The sequence below is a fragment of the Azonexus sp. genome (assembly GCF_047638095.1).
Lineage (GTDB): Bacteria > Pseudomonadota > Gammaproteobacteria > Burkholderiales > Rhodocyclaceae > Azonexus.
The window spans coordinates 1-12,483 of the sequence record NZ_JBLJBW010000024.1 but is presented as its reverse complement, the minus strand read 5'-3'; the positions used below and the strand labels follow the sequence as shown (position 1 = coordinate 12,483).

13 protein-coding genes are annotated in these 12,483 nt (G+C 58.5%); 4 read left to right on the top strand and 9 right to left on the bottom strand.

Annotated features, from left to right (window positions below; genetic code table 11):
* Positions 1-312 precede the first annotated feature (312 nt).
* Together guaA and guaB are read right to left on the bottom strand one after the other, a co-directional pair.
* Positions 313-1,947 carry a glutamine-hydrolyzing GMP synthase gene (gene guaA / locus ACM62Q_RS07870; RefSeq protein ID WP_415035300.1) on the bottom strand — a complete coding sequence of 545 codons (1,635 nt, stop codon included), beginning with the start codon at positions 1,945-1,947 and terminating at the stop codon, positions 313-315.
* A gap of 90 nt (positions 1,948-2,037) precedes the next feature.
* Positions 2,038-3,501, bottom strand: coding sequence for an IMP dehydrogenase (gene guaB / locus ACM62Q_RS07865; RefSeq protein WP_415035298.1), 1,464 nt, complete (start codon positions 3,499-3,501; stop codon positions 2,038-2,040).
* A gap of 65 nt (positions 3,502-3,566) precedes the next feature.
* Here guaB and ACM62Q_RS07860 point away from each other — a divergent pair, with 65 nt between their 5' ends.
* The 3 genes from ACM62Q_RS07860 (at position 3,567) to ACM62Q_RS07850 (ending at position 5,455) form a co-directional block, all read left to right on the top strand.
* Positions 3,567-4,094 carry a DUF4124 domain-containing protein gene (locus ACM62Q_RS07860; RefSeq protein ID WP_415035296.1) on the top strand — a complete coding sequence of 176 codons (528 nt, stop codon included), beginning with the start codon at positions 3,567-3,569 and terminating at the stop codon, positions 4,092-4,094.
* Positions 4,095-4,172: 78 nt separating this feature from the next.
* Positions 4,173-4,556, top strand: a complete 384-nt coding sequence (locus tag ACM62Q_RS07855; RefSeq protein WP_415035294.1) for an arsenate reductase — start codon at positions 4,173-4,175, stop codon at positions 4,554-4,556.
* On the top strand, positions 4,553-5,455 hold the full coding sequence (locus ACM62Q_RS07850) for an Hsp33 family molecular chaperone HslO (RefSeq protein ID WP_415035292.1): 903 nt from the start codon (positions 4,553-4,555) through the stop codon (positions 5,453-5,455). Before ACM62Q_RS07855 ends, ACM62Q_RS07850 begins: the two co-directional genes overlap by 4 nt.
* Before the next feature lie 394 nt (positions 5,456-5,849).
* Here ACM62Q_RS07850 and ACM62Q_RS07845 read toward each other — a convergent pair whose 3' ends face one another.
* The 4 genes from ACM62Q_RS07845 to ACM62Q_RS07830 form a co-directional block, all read right to left on the bottom strand.
* Positions 5,850-6,275 (bottom strand): putative toxin-antitoxin system toxin component, PIN family, encoded by a 426-nt coding sequence (locus tag ACM62Q_RS07845; RefSeq protein WP_415035290.1) that lies wholly within the window; start codon positions 6,273-6,275, stop codon positions 5,850-5,852.
* The gene (locus ACM62Q_RS07840) at positions 6,272-6,496 is read right to left on the bottom strand and encodes an AbrB/MazE/SpoVT family DNA-binding domain-containing protein (RefSeq protein ID WP_415035288.1); all 225 of its coding nucleotides are present in this window, start codon (positions 6,494-6,496) and stop codon (positions 6,272-6,274) included. Before ACM62Q_RS07840 ends, ACM62Q_RS07845 begins: the two co-directional genes overlap by 4 nt.
* 188 nt (positions 6,497-6,684) lie before the next feature.
* Entirely contained in the window at positions 6,685-7,209 is a 525-nt protein-coding gene (locus ACM62Q_RS07835; RefSeq protein ID WP_415035286.1) for an OmpA family protein, read from the bottom strand.
* Positions 7,206-7,787 carry a MarR family winged helix-turn-helix transcriptional regulator gene (locus ACM62Q_RS07830; RefSeq protein ID WP_415035284.1) on the bottom strand — a complete coding sequence of 194 codons (582 nt, stop codon included), beginning with the start codon at positions 7,785-7,787 and terminating at the stop codon, positions 7,206-7,208. Before ACM62Q_RS07830 ends, ACM62Q_RS07835 begins: the two co-directional genes overlap by 4 nt.
* Before the next feature lie 313 nt (positions 7,788-8,100).
* Here ACM62Q_RS07830 and ACM62Q_RS07825 point away from each other — a divergent pair, with 313 nt between their 5' ends.
* On the top strand, positions 8,101-8,898 hold the full coding sequence (locus ACM62Q_RS07825) for a 4-hydroxy-tetrahydrodipicolinate reductase (protein ID WP_415035282.1): 798 nt from the start codon (positions 8,101-8,103) through the stop codon (positions 8,896-8,898).
* Here the strand turns inward: ACM62Q_RS07825 and ACM62Q_RS07820 are convergent.
* The 3 genes from ACM62Q_RS07820 to ACM62Q_RS07810 all read right to left on the bottom strand — a co-directional run.
* Complete coding sequence (locus ACM62Q_RS07820; protein WP_415035280.1) at positions 8,846-10,252, bottom strand: FAD-binding oxidoreductase; 1,407 nt, start codon at positions 10,250-10,252, stop codon at positions 8,846-8,848. The two genes, ACM62Q_RS07825 and ACM62Q_RS07820, sit on opposite strands and share 53 nt — an antisense overlap.
* Complete coding sequence (rimO, locus tag ACM62Q_RS07815) at positions 10,236-11,555, bottom strand: 30S ribosomal protein S12 methylthiotransferase RimO (RefSeq protein ID WP_415035278.1); 1,320 nt, start codon at positions 11,553-11,555, stop codon at positions 10,236-10,238. Before rimO ends, ACM62Q_RS07820 begins: the two co-directional genes overlap by 17 nt.
* A 265-nt stretch (positions 11,556-11,820) precedes the next feature.
* On the bottom strand, positions 11,821-12,483 hold a 663-nt coding region (locus tag ACM62Q_RS07810; protein ID WP_415035276.1), incomplete at its 5' end, for an ATP-binding protein.

Genomic DNA, 12,483 nt, shown 5'->3' with positions numbered 1-12,483 from the left:
TCTCTCGGTCATGGTATCGGCGTGGGCTGGCGATACCATGATTTTGCGAACCATGAAAATCCCTGCAAACCCGCGTCACGCCTAGACTTTCAAGGTTTCGATACCATGAATACCTGCATCGTCAATGAATGGTATCGGCCAGAATTTCCGGGTGCCTGAAAATAATACCATCAGAAGTGCCATTGAAAATAACTCCTTGCCGGTGCTTTCTGGTGCATGGTGTTACCAGACGCAAACAACAAAAAAGCCCGCAGTGACGCGGGCTTACGTGGTTTTCTTACCGTCTAGTGCTAGACGGTACGAGACATTAAATCATTCCCACTCGATCGTTCCTGGCGGTTTGCCCGTCACGTCATAAACTACACGACTGATGCCGCGAATTTCATTCACGATACGGTTGGAAACACGCCCGAGCAATTCATGCGGCAGTTCGGCCCACTTGGCGGTCATGAAGTCCGAGGTCTGTACGGCACGCAGGGCAACCACATAATCGTAGGTGCGGCCGTCGCCCATGACGCCGACGCTCTTGACCGGCAAAAAGACGGCGAAGGCCTGGCTGGTGAGGTCGTACCAGGTTTTACCGATATCGGTTTCGCCGCACAAACCGGCAGCGGCATCGCGTTCAGTGGCTTGGGTGGCGCGTAGTTCATCAATGAAAATGGCGTCCGCACGTTGCAGGAGACTGGCGTGTTCGCGTTTGACTTCACCCAGAATGCGCACCCCCAAACCAGGCCCCGGGAAGGGGTGGCGGTAGACCATCTCGCGCGGCAGGCCGAGCGCCACGCCGAGTTCGCGGACTTCGTCTTTGAACAGTTCGCGCAGCGGCTCGAGCAGTTTCAGGTGCATGTCCTCGGGCAGGCCGCCGACGTTGTGGTGGCTTTTGATGGTGTGTGCGCCTTTTTTATGCTTGCCGGCCGATTCGATCACGTCCGGATAGATGGTGCCTTGGGCCAGCCATTTAGCGGCGCTGAGTTTTTTCGATTCCGCCTGAAACACCTCGACGAATTCCTTGCCGATGATTTTGCGTTTCTGTTCCGGGTCGGTAACGCCGGCAAGTTGCCCCATGAACTGATCGACGGCATCGACACGAATCACCTTGACGCCTAAATTGCGGGCAAACATGTCCATCACCATGTCGCCTTCGTTCAGCCGCAAGAGGCCGTGGTCGACGAAAACGCAGGTGAGCTGCTCGCCAATGGCGCGATGAATGAGGGCGGCGGCAACGGAAGAGTCCACTCCGCCGGAGAGGCCGAGAATGACTTCTTCCTGGCCGACCTGCCGGCGGATGGCTTCGACCGCTTCGGCGATGTAGTCGCCCATCACCCAATCGGTGCCGCAGCCACAGATGCCGTGCACAAAACGCTCGAGCATGGCGCGGCCTTGCAGGGTGTGGGTGACTTCCGGATGAAATTGCAAACCGTAGAATTTACGATTTTCATCGGCCATGCCGGCAATCGGGCAGGCGGGCGTGGAGGCCATGAGCTTGAAGCCGGGTGGCAAATCGATGACCGAGTCGCCGTGGCTCATCCAAACCTTGAGCATGCCGTGGCCTTCGGCGGTTGTGCTGTCGGCGATGTCGTTCAACAAGGCGGTGTGGCCGTGAGCGCGAACCTCGGCATAACCGAATTCGCGCGCCTTCTGCGCGGCCTCGGCACTCACCACCTTGCCGCCCAGTTGCTGCGCCATGGTCTGCATGCCGTAACAAATTCCCAATACCGGCACCCCCAGTTCAAACACCGCTTGCGGTGCGCGCGGCGTGTCACCCTCGGTCACCGAACTCGGACCGCCGGAAAGAATGATGCCGCGCGCGCCGTAATTGCGAATGAAATCTTCTGAAACATCATAGGGATGAATTTCGCAAAACACCTGCGCCTCGCGTACGCGGCGGGCAATCAGCTGGGTGACCTGGGAACCGAAATCGAGGATAAGGATTTTTTGGTGGCTCATGGCGGGCATCTAAAAAGGAAATTGGCAAAAACTGTGTGAAAAAAGACGTGAAAAAGGCGGCTGAAGCGCCGCCTTTTTCGATCAAAGCGCTCAACCGAGGTGGTAGTTCGGCGCTTCCTTGGTGATTTGCACATCGTGCACATGCGATTCGCGCATACCGGCCGAGGTAATTTCAACAAACCCCGCCCGTGCGTGCATTTCGGCAATCGTGGCGCAGCCCAGATAGCCCATGGCGGAACGCAAACCGCCCATCAACTGATGAATGACCGCCAGTACCGGGCCTTTGTAGGGTACGCGGCCTTCGATGCCTTCCGGCACATATTTATCGACGTTGGCGTTGTTTTCCTGAAAATAACGGTCACTCGAACCGGCCTGCATCGCGCCCAAGGACCCCATGCCGCGATAGGACTTGTAAGAACGCCCCTGAAAGAGTTCGACTTCACCCGGCGCTTCTTCGGTACCCGCGAGCAAACCGCCCAGCATGACCGTATCGGCCCCGGCGGCAATCGCCTTGGCGATATCGCCGGAATAACGGATGCCCCCGTCGGCAATCATCGGCACGCCGGTGCCTTTCAGCGCCTCGGAAACGTTGTGAATGGCGGTGATTTGCGGCACCCCGACCCCGGCAACGATGCGTGTGGTGCAGATCGAACCGGGGCCGATGCCGACCTTGACGCCGTCCGCGCCGCAATCGACCAGCGCTTTGGCGGCCTCTGCCGTGGCGATGTTGCCGCCGATGACTTCAACCTGCGGGTAATTTTTCTTCACCCAGCGCACGCGGTCGAGCACGCCTTGCGAATGGCCGTGGGCGGTATCGACCACCACAACATCGACACCGGCTTCCACCAGCAGCTCGACCCGCTCTTCCGTACCCGCCCCCACGCCAACTGCCGCACCGGCACGCAAACGCCCGGCGCTATCTTTATTGGCCAGCGGATGTTCTGTGGATTTGAGAATGTCCTTGACCGTAATCAGGCCGCGCAGCTTGAAATCGTCATCCACCACCAGCACGCGCTCCAGGCGGTGCTGACGGATCAACTCTTTGGCTTCTTCGATCGCCGCGCCCTCTTTCACCGTGACCAGGCGTTTTTTCGGCGTCATGATGGCTTTTACCAACTGGTCGAGATTGGTCTCGAAGCGCAGATCGCGGTTGGTGACGATACCCAGCACCCGGTTGTCGCGATCGACCACCGGCATGCCGGAAAATTTATGCTGGCGGGTGATTTCCAGCACATCGCGCACCGTCATGGTGGGCAGCACGGTAATCGGATCTTTCAGAATGCCTGACTCATGCCGCTTCACCTTGGCCACTTCCGCCGCCTGGGCGCGCGCCGGCAGGTTTTTATGAATGATGCCGATGCCGCCCTCTTGCGCCAATGCGATGGCCAGACGGCCTTCCGTCACGGTATCCATGGCAGCGGAGAGCAGCGGCAGATTGAGGGTGATGTTGCGGCTCAAGCGCGTGGAGAGACTCACATCACGCGGCAGAATCTGGGAATGAGCGGGAACGAGCAGAACGTCGTCGAAGGTCAGGGCTTTTTGCAGCAGGCGCATGGCTTTGATCCACGGTCACAAAATCGTATTATACAGAAATCTTTGTCATATCCGTCAGGCCGACCATGAACACTTTCTCCTTCCTGCCCCGCACCCTCGCCTTTGCCGCCGCCCTCGCTCTTTGCTGCGGCACGCTGCAGGCGCAAACCTATCAGTGGAAAGATGCCAACGGAAAGACCATCATTTCCGATACCCCGCCGCCCAACAGCGCGCAAAAAAAACGTTCGGTCGGTGTGGCGCACCCCAAATTAACCACCGCTTCGCCGGCTGAAAACGCAGACGAAAACAAGCAGAACCCCGGCGGCGATGCGGCTGAAAAAACCCCGGAAAAATCGGCCAGCCCACAAACCACGGCAGAAAAAGACCTGGAATTTCGCAAACGCCAGCAAGAAGCCAAAGAAAAAGCCGAAAAAGACGCAAAAGAAGCCGCCGCCGCCCGTGACCGCCGCGAAAACTGCGACCGCGCCCGCGCCAATTACCGCATGTTGCAATCGGACATCCCCGTCCTCGTCGGCGACAAGGACATGACACAAAAACAGCGCCAGCAAGAAATGGAACGCACCCGGCGCATCATGCAGGAAAGCTGCAAGTAAGCTTTTGCAGCCACGAAAATTCGCCCTCCCCCCCTTAGACAACTGCACTCTGACAACCGTACTCTGCGCTTGGAAAAAATGACCGGAAACCCACACCACTCCGTATGTCGCATCTATGGCATCAAAAACTGCGACACCATGAAGAAGGCCCTGCACTGGCTGGATGCGCAGGGGCTTGTTTATGAATTTGTCGATTACAAGAAAAGCGGTATTGCTGCGGCACATCTGCCGGACTGGATGGCCCGCAGCGACTGGGAGACACTCCTCAACCGGCGCGGCCTGATGTGGCGCAAGTTGTCGGAAGACGAGCGCAGCAATGTCGATGCCGCCAAAGCCCTGCTCTTGATGACGCAATACCCGGCGCTCATTAAACGCCCGGTGCTCGATCTGGGCAAAGATTTGCTCGTCGGCTTTACGCCGGAGCACTACGCGCAGGCTTTCGCTTCGCAGGTGCAGCCATGAGTCATAGCCAGATCACGCGTTTTCTTTTTGAGGGGCTGGATATTCGCGGCGCTTTTGTGCGCCTGGAAGCCACCTGGCAAAAAATGCTGGCAGGGCGCGATTATCCGCTGCCGGTCAGCGAATTGCTCGGGCAAAGCGCTGCAGTAACCGCCTTGATTGCCGGCCAGCTCAAACACAGCGGGCGACTCACCTTGCAGCTGCGCGGCGAAGGGCCGATTCAGATGTTGGTGCTCGATTGTCAGGCGGAAGAGGACAGCGCATCGGCGCTCTTGCTGCGCGGCATGGCGCGCAGTCAAGCCAGCGTATTGCCCGCGCCGACCCCGGAACTGCTCGGGGCGCAGCATGGCGGGCGCCTGCTAATGAGTCTGGATTTACCCACTGCCCGTGAGCCCTACCAAAGTTTCGTGCCGCTGGAAGGGGAAACGATAGGCGAAATTTTCGAGCATTATTTGACGCAATCCGAACAACAGCCTTCACGCCTTTTTTGTGCCGCGGACGAGCGCAGTGCCAGCTGCCTCTTTTTGCAAAAGCTGCCCGATGCCGATTCCCGCGATGCCGATGCCTGGATGCGTATCAGCCAACTGGCGGCCACGGTCAAAACGCAGGAATTGCAAACCCTCCCGCTGGAGACGCTTTTACAGCGCCTTTTTCACGAAGAAATCGAAAATGGCGATGGGGTGCGGGTTTATCCGCCACGCCCGGTGCGTTACCACTGCCCGGAAAAATCCGAACAAATCCGCACCATGGTACTTTCTTTGGGGCGTGCAGAAGCCGAAAGCATTCTTGCAGAACACGGTGAAATCCACATTCACGACGATATCTGTAACCGCGATTACCGTTTCAGCGCCGAAGATGTGGCAGCGCTTTTTGCCGCCCACGGGCCGCAGGCAACACACTGAAACGCCGCAGCAGAGCGGCCTACGCATCAGAGCGGCCATAGTCATAACGCTTGGCGTAAGTATGGTGGGCCGAGTATTTAATCGAGGTTTATTGCACAGCCATGTCCAAATGGCGCGCACGATGCACCGCAACTTCGCCGCCTTGCGAAAATTCGCGCTCACCTTGCTCCGTCTGGATAAGCAATACTCAAAACGCAGCCTGCGATCCAGGCGCAAAACTGCTGAGCGCCTCCCCGATTACAGGGCTTCTTTGCTCGGCCTCTCTCTTCGGGGATAAATGCGATTGCCCTGTGCATCCAGCAGACCAAGCCGACCGACGATGGACCGGCTGGCGTTTCCCTGACCCGAGGTCACCGGATTGGACGGCGGTGACCTCTTTTTTTGCAGGTTAGCGTCAGTGCGCCTGCAGCCAGTCGGCGAATTCCGCAACGGTCAGGATGGGAATGTGGAACTGATCCCGAACGGCCTGAATGTCGCCGTCGCCACTGATCAGTGCATCGGCACGGCCAGCGTCAGCGAGGACCAGAAAGATGATGTCGTCCGCATCGCGGATGTCAGGCAAGCCCTCGGGGTTCCGGTCGGTCTTGACGGTCTCAACGTAAGGCAGAAATTCGGCGAGCAGCGTCTCCTGCTCGTCGCTGGTCAGCTTGAACTTAGGGTAGGCAAGTACCCGCAGCAGTTCGCTGACCGTATCGTGACTGGCCAAGGCAAGGAAGCGCTTGGACTGCCAGGCTTCCCGCAGCCAGGCAAACCTGCCCCGCGAGAAGATCAGCGCCGAGACCAGGCAGTTGGTGTCGAGGACAACGCGCGGGAGGCTCATGCGCGCTTTCTCGCCCAGGCGATTGCTTCACTAACGTCATCCTGCGTGATGCCCAGTTCTTCCAGCTTCGACCGTACGGCATCTGCCTGTTGCAGGCGTACCGGCGTCAGCACGATTTTGCCGTCCTGAACGGTGACGTCGTAGTAGTCCGCCTCACCCGCCGTCTGGACGATGGCCTTGGGCAGGGTGACCTGGTTCTTGCTCGTGCGCTTGGCCAGCATGACAGCCTCCGAAAGTAATGAAGTAAGGAATTCAATTCTAACTCGTCCCCGAGTCAAGGCAACCCAAATAATGGGGGAGCGAGAACAAAAGGACATCCACTTTGTTTGACGCGCGCTGAAGAAATGAGCAAAATTTGGCCGGGCTTTGCCTCCCCTGCCCGATCGCTTGCCTCAGTCGCCCAACACCCTCAGTCGCCAAATACCAATTCCACCCGCCGCATCAAACGGCGGCACTGGGGCGAGCGGCAGGCCACCGGAACATGCTCGCTGCCCACGGCATTGCGCCGGATTTGCCGCGCCGCAACACCATGACGGCGCAACACCGCGGCCACCGCATTGACCCGCTGCTCGGCAATGGCAAGATTGTAGGAGGGGCTACCCAGATGATCGGTGTACCCATATAAGGTGACGATGGCAGCGGGATCGGCTTTCAAACGCTCGGCATGTAAGGCCAGACGCTGCTGCGCCGGCGCATCGACCTGAACACTGGCGGCGGGGAAAAACACGCTATTCGTCGCATCGATCTGCGCCATGATCTCGCTTTCCGTGCGTTTCTCCTGGGCGCTGGCCGGTTTTTCCGGTGTGACGACGCTGCTTACGGGCGCGGCCTGTTCGCTGGTCTGCGGGGCCGATGCGGTCGGACTCTGGGCGCAGCCGAACAACCAAGGCAGCAGGCTAAGCGCGAGAAATAAAGGTTTGTTTTTACATTTCATGCCGATTCATCCTGAAGCTTTTGTTTTTTATCCGGGTGATGCCTTTTTTGGGTGATACTTTTCGCCGGCTCATCCAGTAGAGACACCCCGGGTTCGCCCAGCAAATCCGCCAAGGGCACCCGGGCATATTTTTCTTCCTTGCCAGGCAGATGCCGCAGCAATTCTTCCAAATGGCTATGCAAGGTATGCAAGGTCAGACCCGGCAAATTGGACAGCGCTTCCGCCAAAATACCCGCCGCCGGCTGCGGAATTCGCGCCAGCACCGCCTCTCCTTGCGTGTGCAAATATAAACCCACCCGCCGCTGATCCAGCGCATGGCGTTCTTTGCGCAGATAGTTTTGCCCGGCCAGTTTATCGACCAGGAGGCTGCAAGTCGATTGATGAATCCCCATGCGCAACGCCAGTTCGCCTACGCCGATCCCCGGCGAATGGCTCAGCTCCTGCAAGAGCCAGACCTGGGAACCAGACATGCCGCACATTTCCTCCACGCGGCGAAAATGGCGGCGCATCGAACCGTAAATCAGGCGAAATTGCTGCAAAACATCGAGTACTTTTTGCGTTTCCCGCGCGGCGGACATTGGCACATACCCCAGAAAAACAGTGCTAAAAAAATACGCACGCGGCTTGCGTGATGAAAACCCGTGAATTATATTGCCAAGCAATGCAGTTTGACAGCGCAGCTTGCGCTATTTTTTCAGGGCAAGAAAGCCTTGTTTTGGCTGCGCTGCTCAGCTGAAACCCCCTTGGCCGCGCACCCCTTGGTTTGCGCACGCCGCAGATTTTGAAATCACGCCTGTTTGCCAAATCGCAACAGAGGCAAAAGATAACAATGTACTTTAAGTTATCTGTGTAATTAATTGAATTTAAATAATTAATAAACCGGAGGAGAAGATGATTCGTTTAGGACTGATAGGCTATGGCAAAGCCGGAGCCGCCGTTGCCTGCGTACTCAAAGACGATCCGCGTTTTGATTTGCGCTGGATTGCCCGCCGCTCGGCGCAGCCGGTTGAAGAGAATTGCCGATCAATCGCATTGAACATCAATACATTTGCCGAGGACTTGGCGCGTTACCCGGTGGATGCCATCGTCGATTTTGCCCATGCCGATGCTCTGCTCATTTACGGTGAAGCCATCCGCCAGCGAGGCATTCGTCTGGTTTCTGCCGTATCAAACTATCCCCCGGAGCAACTGGCGTATTTACGCGAGTTAAGCCGTGAGATTCCTGTCATGGCTTCGCCCAACATCACTGTCGGCATCAATTTTCTGATGCTGGCTTCCCGCCTGCTGCGCCGCATCGCTCCGGCCGCGGATATCGCCATTTTGGAGCAGCATTTTCGCGATAAGCCAGAAATCTCCGGTACCGCCAAAAAAATCGCCGCCTCGCTGGAAATGGAAGACGAAGAAATCACCTCCTTGCGCCTGGGCGGCATCGTCGGCCAGCACGAGGTGATTTTCGGCTTTCCGCACCAAACCGTGCGTCTGATCCACAATTCGATCCGCCGCGAAGCCTTCGGCACCGGCGCGGCCTTCGCCGTTGAGCAACTCATGGCCCTGCCCCCGGGTTTTTACACCTACGAACAGCTTCTGGAGCGCATCGTGCGCGAAGAACTGGAGCGCGAAAGCATCGCCCCGGGCGCTAAATCACCTTGCCCGGATTCAGCAAACCCGCCGGATCAAGGCTGTCTTTGAGGCTGCGCATCAGCGCCATTTCGACCTCTGATTTATAGCGCCGCAGTGCTTCCCGCTTGAGCTGACCAATGCCGTGTTCGGCCGAAATCGAACCGCCCAGTGCATGCACCCGGTCGTGCACATAAGCCTGCACCTCACTTTGACGGGCGAGCAAATCGGCATTGTCTGCCGCATTGGCATGTGACAGGTTGTAGTGCAGATTACCGTCACCGACGTGGCCGAAAACGACCACGCGGCAGCCGGGAAAACGCTCGGCCAGGGCGGGGGCAGTTTGCGCGATGAACTGCGCCAAACGCGACAAGGGCAAGGCGATGTCGTGTTTGATGCTGAAACCTTCGCATTTTTGCGCCTCTGAAATATTTTCGCGCAGCGCCCAGAGTTTTTGCGTTTGTGTTGCGTTCGCAGCCAATAGGGCATCGCTTAGAGCGCCTGCGGCCAACATCTCGGCCAGCCAATCTGCGACTGCATTTTCTTCCGCATCGGAAAACTCCGCCAAAACATACCAGGGACTTGCCGCCCCCGGGCGTGTGCTGCCAGGAATGTGTCGCAGCACGAGTTCTAGCGCGGCTTCTGCAATCAGCTCGAACGCCGTGAGTTGCGCAGAAAATTTCTGTTGCGCGTGCTGCAGCAAATCAACGGCCTGCGCTGCGCTGGCAAGCGCCAGCCAGCAGGTCGAACGCCGCTGCGGCAAGGGGTAAAGTTTTAATACGGCAGCCGTGATGATGCCCAGCGTACCCTCTGCGCCAATGAAAAGCTGCTTCAAATCGTAGCCGGTATTGTCTTTGCGCAGCCCGCGCAAGCCATTCCACAACTCGCCGCTGGGCAATACCACCTGCAAACCCAGGGTGAGTTCGCGCGTATTGCCGTAGCGCAACACTTGCACGCCACCCGCATTGGTCGATAGGTTGCCGCCGATCTGGCAACTGCCAGCAGAGGCGAGCGCCAGCGGAAAGAAACGCCCCGCCGCCTGCGCCGCCGCCTGGGCTTGGACAAGGGTACAACCGGCCTCCAGGGTCAGCGTGTTATTGCGCGCATCGACTTCCAGAACCCGGTTCAAGCGCCCCAGACTGATCACCACCGCCCTCCCCCCGGCATCCGGCGTGGCCGCGCCGCACAGGCTGGTGTTGCCCCCTTGCGGCACCATGGGTACCGCCGCCGCCGCGCTCAGACGTACCACCTCCTGCACTTCGGCAACCGAAGCCGGGCGCAGCACGGCGAGCGCGGCACCGCGATAACGGCCGCGCCAATCGGTCAGATAAGCGGCGGTATCGGCGGTGTCCGTCAGTACATGCGCCGGCCCCAAAAGCTGGCGCAGGCGGTCGAGGAAAATCTCCCGCTCAGACGGGTTCAGCATAGAGATCGTGGTGGTCGGCATCGATCACGCGCACCTTGAGAAAATCACCCGGCTGCGCGTCAAAATGGCCGTCGAGATAAACCAGACCGTCGATTTCCGGCGCATCGGCCTTGGAGCGGGCGACCGTCCCTTCGTCATCCACTTCATCGACCAAAACCTCGATCACGCGGTCGATTTTTGCCGCCAATTTGTTCGCCGAAATATCTTCTTGCACCTGCATCAACCAGCGGCGGCGGTCTTCGCGCACATTTTCCGGCGGCAAGCCCGGCAAGGCATTGGCGCGCGCGCCCTCGACCGGCGAATAGGCGAAACAGCCGACACGGTCGAGCTGCGCCATTTCAAGAAATTCAATGAGTTGATCAAAATCGGCATCCGTTTCGCCCGGAAAACCCGTAATGAAAGTGGAGCGAATCACCAATTCCGGACAAATTTCCCGCCATTTACGAATGCGTTCCAGCGTATTTTCGCTGGAAGCCGGGCGCTGCATGGCCTTCAGGATTTTGGGGCTGGCGTGCTGAAACGGCACATCCAGATAGGGCAAAATTTTACCTTCGGCCATCAATGGAATCACATCATCGACTGAAGGGTAGGGATAAACATAGTGCAGCCGCACCCAGATGCCGAAAGAAGCCAGCGCAGCGCACAGCTCCTTCAAGCGCGTTTTGACCGGCCGCCCGCCCCAAAAACTCGTGCGGTATTTCAGATCGACCCCGTAGGCACTGGTGTCTTGCGAGATCACCAAAATCTCCTTGACCCCTGCCCGCGCAAGATTTTCCGCCTCGGCCAGCACGTCACCGACCGGGCGCGACACCAACTGGCCGCGCAAATCGGGAATGATGCAAAAAGTACAGCTGTGATTGCAACCTTCGGAAATTTTCAAATACGCATAATGCGCCGGCGTCAGGCGCACCCCTTGCGGCGGCACGAGATCGGCATAGGGATCATGCGGCTTGGGCAGGTGCCGATGCACATGCCCCATCACTTCTTCCAGCGCATGTGGCCCGGTAATCGCCAGCACTGCGGGGTGCGCTGCTTGCACCACCTCACTTTTTGCCCCCAGGCAACCGGTGACGATGACCTTGCCGTTCTCGTTCAAAGCCTCGCCAATGGCATCCAGCGATTCCTCCACCGCTGCATCGATAAAACCGCAGGTATTGACGATCACCAGATCGGAATCATCGTAACTCGGCGAAATCTCATAACCTTCCGCGCGCAGGCGGGTCAGGATCAATTCCGCATCGGCGCTCGCTTTCGGGCAGCCCAGGCTGACGAAACCGACGGTAGGGGAAGTCGTTTGTGACATGCAATAAACCTGAAAAAATTAAACATCGCAGGCTGCGAAAAACACGCCATGAGGCAGCCCGAACCAAGCCGCGTATTTTACGCCAGCGCACCAACAACCCAGGCCCAGCTCTCGCAAAATTAGCCTGGGCTTACTTGGGTTGACTTGGGTTGACTTGGGTTGACCTGGGCTTGCCCGCAGCGCAGCCCAAAGAAAAGTTTTTCAACTGGTGTAATTCCAGCGCATTCGCTGCGCATTTGCTACCTTTCCTTCTTGCAAAATATCGCTATCCGTCGTTTGTTTCATCGATGCCGTAACCCCTGCTCTCCCTGGAAAAACCGGGCTGATCGACCCTGGCGCGAGGAAAAATCGCAGCGAAGCGGCTGCCCTGGCCGGGTTCGCTGGTGATGGCGAGGCGGGCCTGGTGACGGTTGAGGGCGTGTTTGACGATGGCCAGCCCCAGCCCGGTACCGCCGGCGTCGCGGGAACGGCTGCGGTCGATGCGGTAAAAACGCTCGGTCAGGCGGGAGAGATGTTCGGCGGCGATGCCGGGGCCGGTATCGCGCACAGCGAATTCGGCCCCCGCGGCATCCACCCGCCATTCCAGGATGATCCGCCCGCCCGCCGGGGTATAGCGCACGGCGTTGGCGACGAGATTGGCAAAGGCGCTGATGAGTTCATTTTCGGCACCGTAGAGATTGCCCTGCCCGCGGCATTCGATCTCGATTGCGTGCCGCCCGCCCGAAAGCGCCTGCGCGTCGCGCTGCAGACGCTCCAGCAGATGCGCCATATCAACGGCCTGCGAGCTCGGCGGCGGCGCGGATTCGATCGCCGACAAGGTCAGCAGATCCTGCACGATGCTACCCATCCGCTTGGCCTGCTCGGCCATCAGCCCCAGGTAGCGGGCGCGCTCCTCGGGCGCGAATTCGATGTCCTGCAGCGTTTCCAG